This window comes from Zoogloea oryzae, assembly GCF_030161255.1.
In the GTDB taxonomy this organism is placed as follows: Bacteria; Pseudomonadota; Gammaproteobacteria; order Burkholderiales; family Rhodocyclaceae; genus Zoogloea; species Zoogloea oryzae.
Genome location: NZ_BSPX01000058.1, coordinates 1 through 13,652 on the forward strand (window position 1 = coordinate 1; position 13,652 = coordinate 13,652).

Below are 13,652 nucleotides of genomic sequence, written 5' to 3' on the forward strand. Positions count from 1 at the left end.
CGGGCAGGCCGACAGCCTGTGCGCGGCGCTGGCGGCCCTCGGCGCCGAGCCGCTGCGCTTTCCGCTCCTGACCATCACGCCGGTGGCCGATCCGGCCCCGCTGCACGCGGCGGCCCGGCGTCTGGCGGATTTCTCGCTGGCCTTCTTCGTCAGCCCCAACGCGGTGCACCTCGCGCTCGACGCGATGCTGCCCGTCGCCCCGTGGCCGGGCTCGACCCGCGTCGCCACGGTAGGCAAGGGCAGCGAGGCGGCGCTCGCAGCCCGCGGTTTTGCCGACGTGATCGCCCCCCAAAGCGGCTTCGACAGCGAGTCCGTGCTCGCCCTGCCAGCCTTCCAGGCCAGTGCGGTGGCCGGCAAGCGGGTGCTGATCCTGCGCGGCGACGGCGGTCGTGATCTCCTGGGCGACACCCTCGTCCAGCGCGGCGCCACCGTCGAATACCTCACCTGCTACCACCGCAGCGGCCCTGCGGACGACCCGGCGCCCCTCGTCGCCCGGGCCCGCGACGGCCGGCTCGACGCCCTGACCCTCACCAGCAGTGAAGGCGTCGCCCATCTGGCGGCCCTGCCGGGCGCGGCCGAACTGCGTCCGGTGCCCGTCTTTGTGCCCCACCCGCGCATCGCCGCGGCGGCCCGGGACGCCGGATTCTCCACCGTCATCGCCACCGGGGCGGGCGACCAGGGCCTCATCGACGGCCTCATCGACCACTTCTCGGCGCGCAACCGCAACGCCTATCCGGGTTAAACTCACGCCCATGAGCAGCGAAAACCCCAGCCTCCCGCCCGCCGGTTCCGCCCGGCCGGCGCCCGCGCCCTCGTTGTGGCGCCGCCCCTCCGCCATTGTTGCCGCCGTCGCGCTGGCGCTTTTGGGCTGGCAGTGGGTCGAAACCCGCAGCCGCCTTGCCGACATGCAGGAAGAGCTGGCCCGCCGCCTTTCCACGAGCGACACCGCCGCCACCGAAAGCCGCGCGCTGGCCAAGCTGGCCCAGGAAAACCTGCAGGACATCCAGACCAAGATCGGCGCGCTGGAATCCCGCTTCTCCGAATCCCAAGGTCAGCAGGTCGCCCTCGAGGCCATGTACCACGAGTTCTCCCGCTCCCGGGACGACCGCCTGCTGTCCGAAGTCGAACAGGCCGTGCTGATCGCCGCCCAGCAGCTCCAGCTGGCCGGCAACGTGCAGGCCGCGCTGTTCGCGCTGCAGACGGCCGACGCCCGCCTCGGCACTGTCGACCGGCCCCACTGGCTGCCGCTGCGCAAGGCCATCGCCAGCGATCTCGACACCCTCAAGGCGCTGCCGCAGGTGGATTCCGCCGGCGTCGCCCTCAAGCTCGAAACCCTCATCGGCCGCATCGACAGCTTGCCCCTGGCCTTCGAAGCCCGGCCCAAGGCCGAAGCCGTCAAGGCCGACGAAGCCGCGCCCTCCTGGGCCAAGCGCCTGTGGCTCGATTTCTGGGCCGAGTTCAGCCAGCTGGTGCGGGTCGAGCGCATGGATCGCCCCGATCCGGCGCTCCTCGCCCCGAGCAACGCCGTGTTCCTCCGCGAGAACCTCAAGCTGCGCCTGATGAACGCCCGCCTCGCACTGCTCTCCCGCGACGGCAACACCTTCCGCGAGGATATGCGGATCAGCGCCGAGTGGATGGGCCGCTACTTCGACCTCTCCAACGCCGGCGTCGACGCGGCCAAGGCCGATCTGGTCGAGCTGCAGAAGACCCCGGTGGGCGTCGATCTGCCCAACCTGCAGGCCAGCCTCACCGCCCTGCGCGGCCTTCAGGCCGTGCCCGACCGGCGCATCGACGCGGCCGCACCGGCTGCCGCCAAGCCCGCCGCCCCGGCGAAGAAGAACTGAGGCGGCCATGCGCGGATTGCTCTGGCTGCTCGGCCTCTTCGCCCTGGCCGCTGCCCTCGCGGTGGCCGGCCGTTACAACGAAGGCTATGCCCTGCTGGTGTGGCCCCCGTATCGGGTCCAGATCTCCCTCAACCTGCTGATCGTGCTGCTGGTGGGCGGGTTTGCGGCGATCTACGCCCTCACCCGGCTCGTCGCCCGCACCATGGCCCTCCCGCGGGCGGTGCAGCGCTATCGCCAGCGGGTTGGCCGCGAACGGGCCGCCCAGGCGATCTACGACGCGGTGCGGCTGCGCATCGAAGGCCGCTTCGGCCAGGCCCTCAAGCAGGCCACTGCGGCCTATGAAGCGGGCGAATCCCGCGGTCTCGCGGCCCTGCTGGCGGCCCGCGCTGCCCATTCGCTTCGCGACGAGACCCGCTACCGCTACTGGCTTGGCAAGGTGGCGGAGCAGGGCGAGGAGATGCGTCTGGCCCGCCTGATGACCGAAGCCAAGCTGGCTGTCGAGGACCGACGCTTCGACGACGCGGCCGAGAGCCTCGCCGAACTCCAGGTGGGTGGCCAGCGTCACATCGCCGCGCTGCGCCTGGCGCTGCGCACCGCCCAGGCCAAGGGCGACTGGGTCGAGGCCGTGCGGGTGGTGCGTCAGCTGGTCAAGGTCAAGGCGCTCACCCCCGAACTGGCCGAACCGGTCAAGCGCCGCGCCCACCAGGAAGGGCTCAAGCAGCGCGCCGGCGACGCCCTCGCCATCAACACCTACTGGCAGGATGTGCCCCGCGACGAACAGCGCGATCCGCGGCTGGTCGCCTCCCTGGCCCGCGCGCTGATCGCCGCCGGCGACGGCAGCAGCGCCCAGAAGGCCATCGAGACGCAGCTCGCGCTGGGTTGGGACACCACCCTCGCCGGGATCTACGGCCGCTGCGAAGGCGGCGAGGTGCGCAGCCGGCTCGCCAAGGCCGAAGACTGGCTCACCCGCAACCCGCGGGATCCGCAGCTCCTGCTCACCCTCGGCCGGCTGTGCGTGCAGTCGCAGCTGTGGGGCAAGGCCGAAAGCTATCTCGAGGCCTCGCTGGCCATCGAGCCGGGCTGGGAAGCCCACGTCGAGCTCGCCCACCTGGCCGAGCGCATCAACCGCACCGACGATGCCAACCGGCATTACCGCGCCGCGGCGGAACTCTCCCGCCGCTGATCTTTCCGGGGCGAAGCCTGCTTCGCCCCGCGTATTTCCCGCACTTTCCCGTCTTCCCACTTTGTTTCGGCCGGAATAATATTGTCATTCCGGAACGCCCCTGCGGGGTGTCTTGCTTGATAGCTTTTCTTAATCTGGATGATTTCATCAATCAATTTGAGCGATGGCGCATCCGGGCCTATCATGTGACTTCCGAAGACCCAACTCCCAACCCGTGAAGGAAACATCAATGTCCCTGATCAACACCGAAATCAAGCCGTTCAAGTCCACCGCTTTCCACAATGGCAAGTTTGTTGACGTGACTGAAGCCGACGTCAAGGGCAAGTGGTCCGTGTTCTTCTTCTACCCCGCCGACTTCACCTTCGTCTGCCCGACCGAGCTGGGCGACATGGCCGACGTCTACCCCGAATTCCAGAAGCTGGGCGTTGAGGTGTACTCCGTCTCCACCGACACCCACTTCGTGCACAAGGCCTGGGCCGACGCTTCCGACACCATCAAGAAGATCAAGTACCCGATGCTGGGCGACCCCACCGGCACCATCTCCCGCAACTTCGACGTGATGATCGAAGAAGCTGGCCTGGCGCTGCGCGGCACCTTCGTGGTGAACCCGGAAGGCGTCATCAAGGTCGCCGAAATCCACGACCTGGGCATCGGCCGTGACGCGTCCGAGCTGCTGCGCAAGGTCAAGGCTGCCCAGTACGTCGCCTCCCACCCGGGTGAAGTCTGCCCCGCCAAGTGGCAGGAAGGCGCCGAGACCCTGAAGCCGTCCCTGGACCTGGTCGGCAAGATCTAAGTCTCACGCCGGACAGCGCTTCACGCTGTTCCAGAACGCCCGGGCGTCTCACGGCGCGCCGGGCGTTTTTACTTCTGCGCATTGAAAAGAAAAGGAATTCGTCATGCTGGATGCCGACCTCAAGAACCAGTTGCAAGCCTATCTGACCAGGGTGAGCCGCCCGGTGGAGATCGTCGCGTCCCTCGATGACAGCGACACCGCCCGCCAGATGCGCGAACTGCTGCAGGAGATCGCCAGCCTGTCGCCGCTGGTGAGCCTCGTCGAACGCGACGACGGCGCCGAGCGCAAGCCCTCGTTCCGCATCACCCGCCCGGATGAGCCGATCGGCATCCGCTTCGCGGCTATCCCCCTCGGCCACGAGTTCACCTCGCTGGTGCTGGCCCTGCTCCAGGTGGGCGGCCATCCGCCCAAGGTGAGCGACGAGGTGCTGGCCCAGATCCGCGACCTCGACGGCGAGTACAACTTCGTCACCTACATTTCGCTCTCGTGCCAGAACTGCCCGGAGGTGGTCCAGTCCCTCAACCTGATGGCGCTGGTCAATCCGAAGATTCGCCACGAGACGGTGGATGGCGCGCTGTTCCAGGATGAAGTCACCCGCCTGCAGATCATGGCGGTGCCGACCATCCTCCTCAACGGCCAGGAGTTCGGCCAGGGCCGGATGGAGCTGGAGCAGATCCTCGCCAAGGTCGACGCCGGCGCCGAAGCCCGCGCCGCCGCGAAGATCGCCGCCCGGGAGCCCTTCGACGTGCTGGTGGTGGGCGGTGGGCCGGCGGGCGCTGCGGCCGCGATCTACGCGGCGCGCAAGGGCATCCGCACGGGCGTGGTCACCGAACGCTTCGGCGGTCAGGTGCTGGACACCCTGGCCATCGAGAACTTCATCTCGGTGAAGGAGACCGAAGGCCCGCGCCTCGCAGCGGCGCTGGAGGAGCACGTCAAACAGTACGCCGTGGACATCATGAACCTGCAGCGCGCCGAGGCCCTGGTGCCGGGCGAGCTGATCGAGGTGAAGCTGGCGAGCGGCGCGAGCCTCAGGTCGAAGACGGTGATCCTCTCCACCGGCGCCCGCTGGCGCGACATGAACGTGCCCGGCGAGACCGAGTACCGCACCAAGGGCGTGACCTACTGCCCCCACTGCGACGGCCCGCTCTTCAAGGGCAAGCCGGTGGCGGTGATCGGCGGCGGCAACTCGGGCGTCGAGGCGGCCATCGACCTCGCCGGCGTGGTGGCCCACGTGACCCTGCTGGAGTTCGACAGCAAGCTGCGCGCCGACGCGGTGCTGGTGAAGAAGCTCGAAAGCCTGCCCAACGTGAAGATCATCGTGAACGCCCAGACCACCGAGGTGAATGGCGACGGCCAGAAGGTGACCGGCCTCACCTACAAGGATCGCGTCTCGGGCGAGATGCATCAGGTGGCGCTTGCCGGGATCTTCGTGCAGATTGGTCTGCTGCCCAACACCCAGTGGCTGAAGGGCACGGTCGAGCTGTCGTCCCGCGGCGAGATCATCGTGGACGACCACGGCCGCACCTCGGTGCCGGGCGTGTTTGCCGCCGGTGACGTGACGACGGTGCCCTATAAGCAGATCATCATCGCGATGGGCGAGGGCGCCAAGGCGTCGTTGTCGGCCTTCGATCACCTGATCCGCAACTGAGCGCCGCCGGCTGCCGGCAAAGGTCTCCCGGGTGTTGCCGCCCGGGAGGCCTTTTTGCATTCTCGCCCTGGTTGCTACCGGTGGGGCTGACTATAGTGAGATGGCGTATCCATTCCTGTTGGGGAGAGGTTCATGGCCAGTCTCACACGTGCGGTCGGGCGCGGCGCCGACAAGCCGCTCAAGCGCGAAGTCCTGCTCGTCCAGCAGCTGCTCAACCGCCATCGACCGCCGTCCCTGCCGCGGATCGCCGAAGATGGTGGGCAGGGGGACGAAACCTACGGCGCGATCGAGGAGTTCCAGCGCCGGGTGATGAAGCTCAAGAAGCCCGACGGCCGGGTGGATCCGGGTGGCAAGACCTGGCAGGCCCTCAACCAGCCGCCCGCGGTGGTCGTCACCCCGACGACGCCGACCCAGCCGCCAGCCGTCCAGCCGACCGGCGCGATGTGCATGAGTGCAAAGGCGCGGGAGCTGCTGCGCAAGCTCGAGAGCCTGTTCCTGTTCACCTACGACGACCAGACCGGCAAGGCGACCCACGTGTGGGTGAAGGGCGCGACGATCGGCTACGGGCATCTGATCGCCAAGGCGGAATGGGACACCTACAAGGGCGGCATCACCGAGGCGGGGGCCAACGCGCTGCTCGACAAGGATCTGCAGCCCTTCGAGGCGGCAGTGAATTCGACGATCACCGCGAAGCTCAGCCAGAATCAGTTTGACGCGCTGGTGATCCTCACCTTCAACATCGGCGCGGCCAACCTGGCCCGCTCGTCGGTGGCGAAGATGGTCAATGACCCCACCGCCCAGACCATGTATAAGACGCTGGAAGCGGCCTGGAAGTCCTGGAACAAGTCCCAGGGCAAGGTGATGCTGGGGCTCGAGCGGCGGCGGCAGTGTGAGTGGAACGTCTATTCCCTGGGGAAATATGAGAAGAACTGGTGAGCGTCTTTCAACCCGGCTGGCCGGGTGGGCGCTGGTGCTTGCGCTGGGCTTGCCTGCCGGCGCAGCGCTGGCCATCGACAACCCGGACCGGCCCGATCCGGTGGCCGAGTTTGCGACCCGCGCGGGCGACTTTGAAACGCGCATCGCTGGCGCGGGGACGGACCGGGATGCGCTGGCGGTCTATGCCCAGTACGAGCAGTTTCTCGACCGTGAACTGAACCTCGCCTACACCGCGCTGGTGCGCCAGGGGCGCGACAGCCGTCGTCAGGATCTGGTGCGCAGCCAGAAGAGCTGGCTGGTCTTTCGGGATGCAGAACTCCGCTTCATCGCCAACAACTGGACGCCGCAGGATTTCGGCTCGTCGTCGGTCACGTCGCGGGCGGCGTATCGGGCGGCGCTGATCCGCGGGCGGGTCGAGGCGCTGCTAGGCTACCTGCGCAGTTATCCGCCGGGCGGGCTCGCCGCGCCGGCTCACTGATCCGTGGCGGCCGGCTTGCGAGCCCGGACGAAGCGCAGCCCGACACCGATCGCGATCATCCCCAGCAATCCGGCAAGCAGCAGCTTGCCGAAAATCAGCGCCATCGGCACGCCGAGCGCCGACAGCACGCCGACGCCGAGCTCAAGGCCCGCCATCAGCTGGGCCCTGAGCTTCTGGCGGGCGGCGTCGAACATCTGCGGGATCAGGCCCAGTCGCGGGGCACGAGGAAGTCGGAGTACAGCCGCGCCTCGGGGCTGCCGGCTTCCGGGTGCCAGTCGTAGCGCCACTTCACGATGGGCGGCATGGACATGAGGATGGATTCGGTGCGCCCGCCGGACTGCAGGCCGAACAGCGTGCCGCGGTCGAAGACGAGGTTGAACTCCACGTAGCGGCCGCGCCGGTAGGCCTGGAAGTCGCGTTCGCGTTCGCCATAGGGCGTGTCGCGGCGGCGTTCGACCACCGGCAGATAGGCTGGCAGGAAGGCGTCGCCGACGCTGCGGGTCATGGCGAAGGCGGCGTCGAAATCCACCTTGCCGTCGGCGCCGTGGTCGTCGAAGAACAGGCCGCCCACGCCGCGGGGCTCGTTGCGGTGCTTGAGGAAGAAGTAGCGGTCGCACCAGTCCTTGAGGCGCTGGTATTCAGCGTCGCCCCAGGGCAGCACGGCGGCCTTGCAGGTGGCGTGGAAGTGGCGGACGTCTTCCTCGAAGGGGTAGTAGGGCGTGAGGTCCATCCCGCCGCCAAACCACCACACGTCGGCCTTGCCCGGGGCCGAGGCGATGAAGAAGCGCACGTTCATGTGCACGGTGGGGCAGTACGGGTTGCGCGGGTGGAGCACCAGCGAGACGCCCATCGCCTCGTAGCTGCGGCCGGCGAGTTCGGGCCGGGCTGCGGTGGCGGAAGGGGGCAGGCCTTCGCCCATCACGTGGGAGAAGTTGCAGCCGCCGCGCTCGAAGAAGTTGCCTTCCTCGATCAGGCGGGTGAGGCCGCCGCCGCCGGCGGGGCGGGTCCAGCTGTCGGTGACGAAGGGCTTGCCGTCGAAGGCTTCGAGGGCGGCGACGATGCGGGCCTGAAGGTCGAGGAGATAGGCTTTGACGGCGGCGCGGTCAGGCATGGGTGGGCTCCGGGGATGGAAAAAACCGGCCAGCGGCCGGCGGATGAATCAGGCGCCGGGAATGAGGCGCTTCGAGTAGGTGTCGCGATCCATGTCGCGGGCTTCGGAGGTGATCTGCACCACCTGGGGGCCGGGTGCGACGAGGGGCGCGATGGCGTCCACCAGCGCCGCGGTGAGGCGCTGCTTGGTGGCGCTGTCACGGCCGGAAAGCAGGGCCAGCCCGGCGTGGATGAAGCCGTGGTCGCCGCCGCTGCCGACCCGGAAGTGTTCGACGGGCATCAAGCGGGCCTTGATGGCGTCGGCGGGAGCGAACACGCCGCTGGCCACCAGCGCGTCGGTGGCGGCGACCAGCACCGCGGCCGGATCGAACCGGCCGGCGATGTTGGTGCTGTACTCGATGCGCAGGTGGGGCATGGCTCAGCCCTTGCGGGCGACGGCGCGGTAGCCGATGTCGCGGCGGCACTGCATGCCGTCGAAGTGGATCTGATCGAGCTGCTCGTAGGCGAGTTTCTGGGCGCTACGCACGTTGTCGCCCAGGGCGGTGACGCACAGCACGCGGCCACCGTTGGTGACGACTTGGCCGTCCTTCTCGGTGGTGCCGGCGTGGAAGACGTGCACGTCTTCCGGGGCGCTGGCGGGCAGGCCGTGGATGGCGTCGCCCTTGCGGGGGCTGTCCGGGTAGCCGGCGGCGGCCATCACCACGCCCAGGGCGAAGCGGCGGTCCCATTCGGCCTCGATCTTGTCGAGCTTGCCGGCGATGGCGGCTTCGACGAGATCGACCAGATCGGTCTTGAGCCGCATCATGATCGGTTGAGTTTCCGGGTCGCCCATGCGGCAGTTGAACTCGACGACGCGCGGTGCGCCCTTGGCGTCGATCATCAGGCCGGCGTAAAGGAAGCCGGTATAGGGCAGGCCTTCGGCGGCCATGCCGACGAGGGTCGGCATGATGATCTCGCGCATGGCGCGGGCGTGGACTTCGGGCGTGACCACCGGGGCGGGCGAGTAGGCGCCCATGCCGCCGGTGTTGGGGCCCTGGTCGGCGTCACGCAGGCGCTTGTGATCCTGGGAGGTGGCCAGCGGCAGGGCGTGGCGGCCATCGGCCATCACGATGAAGCTGGCTTCCTCGCCATCCATGAATTCCTCGATCACCACCCGCGGGCCGCGCTCGTCGTACTGCACGCCCAGCGTGTTGTGGGTGAGCATGGCGTCGATGGCAGCGTGGGCTTCGTCGAGGGTCATCGCCACGACCACGCCCTTGCCAGCGGCGAGGCCGTCGGCCTTGATGACGATCGGCGCACCTTCGGCGTCCACGTAGGCGTGGGCGGCGGCGGAGTCGGAGAAGGTCTGGTACTTGGCCGTCGGGATCTTGTGACGGATCAGGAGTTGCTTGGCGAAGTCCTTGGAGCTTTCGAGCTGGGCAGCCAGTTTGGTCGGCCCGAAGATCGGCAGCCCGGCGGCGCGGAAGGCATCCACCACGCCAGCGGCGAGGGGCGCCTCGGGGCCGACGACGGTGAGGCCGATCTGCTCGCGGCGGACGAGCTCGATGAGCTCGGGGATCGCGGTGACGGCGACGTTCTCGATGCCGGGCTCACGGGCGGTGCCGGGGTTGCCCGGGGCGACCAGCACCTTCTGCACGCGCGGCGAGCGGGAGAGTTTCCAGGCCAGCGCGTGTTCGCGTCCGCCGGAGCCGATGACGAGGATCTTCATGGGGGTGTCCGGATCAGTGACGGAAGTGGCGGAAGCCGGTGAGGACCATGGCGATGCCCTGCTCGTCGGCGGCGGCGATCACTTCGGCGTCGCGCACCGAGCCACCCGGCTGGATGACGGCGGTGGCGCCGGCCTGGGCCAGCACGTCGAGGCCGTCACGGAACGGGAAGAAGGCATCCGACGCCACCACGCAACCGGGGATCACCAGGCCGGCGTTCTCGGCCTTGATCTTGGCGATGCGGGCGGAATCCACGCGGCTCATCTGGCCGGCGCCGACGCCGATGGTCATGCCGTCCTTGCAGTAGACGATGGCGTTGGACTTGACGTACTTGGCCACGCGCCAGGCGAACAGCAGGTCGCCGAGCTCCTGCTCGGTGGGCGCGCGCTTGGTGACGACCTTCAGATCCGCCGCGGTGATCGGGGCGAAGTCGGCGCTCTGCACCAGCAGGCCGCCGCCGACGCGCTTGTAGTCGGGCTGGCGGACGGTGCCCAGCGGATTGACCAGCACGCGGACGTTCTGCTTGGCCTTGAGGAGTTCGAGGGCTTCGTCGGTGTAGGCGGGGGCGATCAGCACTTCGAGGAACTGGGCGCTGACGGCTTCGGCGGCGGCGCGGTCAACCGTGGTGTTGAAGGCGATGATGCCGCCGAAGGCGGAGGTGGGATCGGTGGAGAAGGCCTTCTTGTAGGCTTCCAGCGGGCTGGCGGCAACGGCCACGCCACACGGATTGGCGTGCTTGACGATCACGCAGGCCACGCCGTCGAAGGCCTTGACGCATTCCCAGGCGGCGTCGGAGTCGGCGATGTTGTTGTACGACAGCTCCTTGCCCTGCAGCTGGGTGTAGGCGGCGATGGCGCCGGCCTGGGGCTCGGACTCGCGGTAGAAGGCGGCGGTCTGGTGGGGGTTCTCGCCGTAGCGCAGATCCTGCACCTTGTCGAAGGCCAGCTGGAAGCGCTCCGGGTAGGCCATCTTGGAGCCGTCTTCGGCCAGCGCGGTCAGGTGGTTGGAGATCGCCGAGTCGTAGCGGGCGGTGTGGGTGAAGGCCTTGCGGGCGAGGTCGAAGCGCGTCTTGTAGCTGAGCGCGCCGCCATTGGCCTTGAGCTCGGCGACGATGCCGGCGTAGTCGGCCGGGTCGGTCACGATGCCGACGCCGCCAGCTTCATTGCCGTGGTTCTTGGCCGCGGCGCGGACCATGGTCGGGCCGCCGATGTCGATGTTCTCGATGGCGTCTTCGAGGCTGCAGTCGGGCTTGGCGACGGTGGCCTGGAAGGGGTAGAGGTTCACCACCACCAGATCGATGCGCGGGATGCTGTGCTCTTCGAGCTTGGCCAGGTGCTCGGGCAGGTCGCGACGGGCGAGGATGCCGCCGTGCACCTTGGGGTGCAGCGTCTTCACGCGGCCGTCGAGCATCTCGGGGAAGCCGGTGTAGTCGGACACGTCGGTGACCGGCAGGCCGGCATCGCGCAGGGACTTGGCGGTGCCGCCGGTGGACAGCAGCTTGATGCCGAGAGCGGACAGTTCGCGGGCGAATTCGATGACGCCAGTCTTGTCGGAGACGCTGAGCAGGGCTTGGGTGACTTTCATGGGGTGTTCTCTGGATGGCCGCGGAGGATGCGGCTTGAAAATGACGGAAAGGCGATTACAGGAGTTCGTGCTCGGACAGCTTGCGCCGCAGGGTGTTGCGGTTGATGCCGAGCATCTCTGCGCAGAGGGTCTGGTTGCCACCGGCCTGCTTGAGGACGAACTCGAGCATCGGGCGTTCGACGTTCTTGATCACCATCTCGTAGAGGGCGTTGGGCTTCTCGCCGTCGAGATCGCGGAAGTAGGTGTCGAGGGCGCGGCAGACAGATTCCGCGATGTCATTGCTGGTGCTGCTCATGCTGCAAGCTCCTGAGGGAATTCTTCTTCGATGTAAACCAGGCGGCTGTCTCTGTCGGCGAGCCGGCCGAAGAACTCGTCAATGGCGGCAATCTGTTCTTGTACGGTGGGCAGGGTGTTCATGACGCGGCGGAACTGCGCCGAGCCGACCAGACCCTTGGTGTACCAGCTGATGTGCTTGCGGGCGACCTTGACGCCGGTGTCTTCGCCGTAGAAGGCGTAGAGGTCGGCGAGGTGGTCCTTGCACACCTGGAGGATTTCGGAGACGAGCGGAGGCGGAAGCTCCTCGCCGGTCTTCAGGAAGTGTTCGATCTCGCGGAAGATCCACGGGCGGCCCTGGGCCGCGCGGCCGATCATCACGCCGTCGGCACCGGTGTAATCCAGCACGAACTTCGCCTTCTGCGGCGTGGTGATGTCGCCGTTGGCGATCAGCGGGATGCGCACGCGGGTCTTGACGTCGGCGATGGTGTCGTACTCGGCGTCGCCGGTGTACTGGCAGGCGCGGGTGCGGCCGTGGATGGCGATCAGCTGGATGCCGGACTCTTCGGCGATGCGCGCGATGGTCGCGGCGTTTTTATTGGCCTTGTTCCAGCCGGTGCGGAACTTGAGGGTGACCGGGGTGTTGCCGGCAGCGCCGACGACGGCTTCGAGGATGCGGGCGACGAGGGGCTCGTCCTGCATCAGCGCGGAGCCGGCCATCACGTTGCAGACCTTCTTGGCCGGGCAGCCCATGTTGATGTCGATGATCTGGGCGCCGCGGTCGACGTTGTGACGGGCGGCCTCGGCCATCATGGCCGGATCGGCGCCGGCGATCTGCACGGAGATCGGATCGGCCTCGCCGTCGTGGTTGGCGCGCCGCTGGGTCTTGGCGCTGCCGTACAGCAGGGAGTTGGACGTGACCATCTCGGAGACGGCGAGCCCGGCCCCCATCTTCTTGCAGAGCTGGCGGAAAGGACGGTCCGTCACGCCGGCCATGGGCGCAACGAACAGATTGTTTCGCAAGGTGAATCCGGCGAATTGCATCGGGGGAGGCGGTGCTTGGGAAAACGCGACATTCTACCCGAAGGGCGGGGCGCCGGGCAGGGGCTCAAGTTCCGCAAGGAGGGGGCGGTGGAGCGTTTCAGGGCACGTCGGAGTACTGCATGCGGCCCTGGATGCGGGCCGCGTGGGCGGCCAGGCGGGGGCTGAAATTCTTCTCGTACTTGCGCGGATTGGGGAGCATCACGGCCAGCCGGGCGGCCTGGTTGGGCGCCAGCTGGGCGGCGGGAATGCGGAAATAACGCTGGGCGGCGGCCTCGCAGCCGAAGATGCCGTTGCCCCATTCGACCACGTTGAGATAGACCTCGAGGATGCGCCGCTTGTCCCACAGGGTCTCGATCATCACGGTGATGATGGCTTCCTCGACCTTGCGGAAATAGCTGCGGGCGGGGCTGAGGAAGAGGTTCTTGGCGAGCTGCTGGCTGATCGTCGAGCCGCCGGCGACGGGCTTGCCCTTCTTCTGGTTTTTCTCGATGGCCTTCTGGATGCCTTCCCAGTCGAAGCCTTCGTGATCCACGAACTTGTCGTCCTCGGCGGCCACGACGGCGCGCTTGAGGTGGATCGAGATGCGCTCGTAGGGCACCCAGCGGTAGTGGAGTTCGGCGTCGGGCTTGTCGGCGGCGAGCTCGTCCAGGCGCAGGCTCATGAAGCTGGTGCCGGAGGGCGGGTTCCACTTCCACCACAGCACGTGGCCGAGCAGCCAGACCTGATAGGCAACGAACAGCAGCACCAGCGCCACGAGGGCGCGCCGTGTCCAGTGCCAGACTCGGGTCATGGCGGGCGGGCTCAGAGGCTGGCGCGCAGCTCGGCGAGCACGGGCGCCGTCTCGGGGCGCACGCCGCGCCACAGGAAGAAGCTCTCGGCGGCCTGCTCGACGAGCATCCCCAGGCCGTCGGCGAGGCGGGCGGCGCCCTGGGCGCGCGCGGCGGCGAGGAAGGGCGTCTCGCCCTTGCCGTACATCATGTCGTAGGCGAGGCTGCCGGGGGCGTAGAGCCCGGCGGGCAGATCCGGCGCGGCATCCGACAGGCTGGCGCTGGT

15 protein-coding genes and 1 pseudogene are annotated in these 13,652 nt (G+C 68.1%); 7 read left to right on the plus strand and 9 right to left on the minus strand.

The window, feature by feature from the left end; genetic code table 11:
- The 7 genes from QQK25_RS16455 to QQK25_RS16485 form a co-directional block, all read left to right on the plus strand.
- A partial coding sequence (locus QQK25_RS16455; protein ID WP_284188905.1) for a uroporphyrinogen-III synthase occupies window positions 1-742 on the plus strand: 742 nt, incomplete at its 5' end.
- Window positions 743-752: 10 nt separating this feature from the next.
- The gene (locus QQK25_RS16460; protein WP_284188906.1) at window positions 753-1,844 is read left to right on the plus strand and encodes a uroporphyrinogen-III C-methyltransferase; all 1,092 of its coding nucleotides are present in this window, start codon (window positions 753-755) and stop codon (window positions 1,842-1,844) included.
- A gap of 7 nt (window positions 1,845-1,851) precedes the next feature.
- Entirely contained in the window at window positions 1,852-3,027 is a 1,176-nt protein-coding gene (locus QQK25_RS16465) for a heme biosynthesis HemY N-terminal domain-containing protein (RefSeq protein ID WP_284188907.1), read from the plus strand.
- 229 nt (window positions 3,028-3,256) lie between these two features.
- On the plus strand, window positions 3,257-3,820 hold the full coding sequence (ahpC, locus tag QQK25_RS16470; protein ID WP_284188908.1) for an alkyl hydroperoxide reductase subunit C: 564 nt from the start codon (window positions 3,257-3,259) through the stop codon (window positions 3,818-3,820).
- Window positions 3,821-3,923: 103 nt separating this feature from the next.
- A complete protein-coding gene (gene ahpF / locus QQK25_RS16475; protein WP_284188909.1) occupies window positions 3,924-5,468 on the plus strand; it encodes an alkyl hydroperoxide reductase subunit F in 1,545 nt (514 codons plus the stop codon).
- 132 nt (window positions 5,469-5,600) lie between these two features.
- Window positions 5,601-6,404 (plus strand): glycoside hydrolase family protein, encoded by an 804-nt coding sequence (locus tag QQK25_RS16480; RefSeq protein ID WP_284188910.1) that lies wholly within the window; start codon window positions 5,601-5,603, stop codon window positions 6,402-6,404.
- Entirely contained in the window at window positions 6,388-6,882 is a 495-nt protein-coding gene (locus tag QQK25_RS16485) for a lysozyme inhibitor LprI family protein (protein WP_284188911.1), read from the plus strand. Before QQK25_RS16480 ends, QQK25_RS16485 begins: the two co-directional genes overlap by 17 nt.
- Here QQK25_RS16485 and QQK25_RS16490 read toward each other — a convergent pair.
- The 9 genes and pseudogenes from QQK25_RS16490 to aroE all read right to left on the minus strand — a co-directional run.
- Window positions 6,876-7,076 (minus strand): hypothetical protein, encoded by a 201-nt coding sequence (locus QQK25_RS16490; protein WP_284188912.1) that lies wholly within the window; start codon window positions 7,074-7,076, stop codon window positions 6,876-6,878. The two genes, QQK25_RS16485 and QQK25_RS16490, sit on opposite strands and share 7 nt — an antisense overlap.
- An 8-nt stretch (window positions 7,077-7,084) precedes the next feature.
- The gene (hemF, locus tag QQK25_RS16495; RefSeq protein ID WP_284188913.1) at window positions 7,085-7,993 is read right to left on the minus strand and encodes an oxygen-dependent coproporphyrinogen oxidase; all 909 of its coding nucleotides are present in this window, start codon (window positions 7,991-7,993) and stop codon (window positions 7,085-7,087) included.
- A gap of 48 nt (window positions 7,994-8,041) precedes the next feature.
- A complete protein-coding gene (locus QQK25_RS16500; RefSeq protein ID WP_284188914.1) occupies window positions 8,042-8,407 on the minus strand; it encodes a 5-carboxymethyl-2-hydroxymuconate Delta-isomerase in 366 nt (121 codons plus the stop codon).
- A 3-nt stretch (window positions 8,408-8,410) separates the two neighbouring features.
- Complete coding sequence (gene purD, locus QQK25_RS16505; protein WP_284188915.1) at window positions 8,411-9,700, minus strand: phosphoribosylamine--glycine ligase; 1,290 nt, start codon at window positions 9,698-9,700, stop codon at window positions 8,411-8,413.
- A gap of 13 nt (window positions 9,701-9,713) precedes the next feature.
- Window positions 9,714-11,282, minus strand: a complete 1,569-nt coding sequence (gene purH, locus QQK25_RS16510) for a bifunctional phosphoribosylaminoimidazolecarboxamide formyltransferase/IMP cyclohydrolase (RefSeq protein WP_284188916.1) — start codon at window positions 11,280-11,282, stop codon at window positions 9,714-9,716.
- Window positions 11,283-11,337: 55 nt separating this feature from the next.
- Window positions 11,338-11,577 (minus strand): helix-turn-helix domain-containing protein, encoded by a 240-nt coding sequence (locus QQK25_RS16515; RefSeq protein WP_153162624.1) that lies wholly within the window; start codon window positions 11,575-11,577, stop codon window positions 11,338-11,340.
- On the minus strand, window positions 11,574-12,599 hold the full coding sequence (gene dusB / locus QQK25_RS16520; protein ID WP_284188917.1) for a tRNA dihydrouridine synthase DusB: 1,026 nt from the start codon (window positions 12,597-12,599) through the stop codon (window positions 11,574-11,576). Before dusB ends, QQK25_RS16515 begins: the two co-directional genes overlap by 4 nt.
- Before the next feature lie 97 nt (window positions 12,600-12,696).
- Window positions 12,697-13,389 (minus strand): monofunctional biosynthetic peptidoglycan transglycosylase, encoded by a 693-nt coding sequence (gene mtgA / locus QQK25_RS16525; protein ID WP_284188918.1) that lies wholly within the window; start codon window positions 13,387-13,389, stop codon window positions 12,697-12,699.
- A gap of 11 nt (window positions 13,390-13,400) precedes the next feature.
- A pseudogene (gene aroE, locus QQK25_RS16530) lies at window positions 13,401-13,652 on the minus strand (shikimate dehydrogenase); the annotation flags it as partial.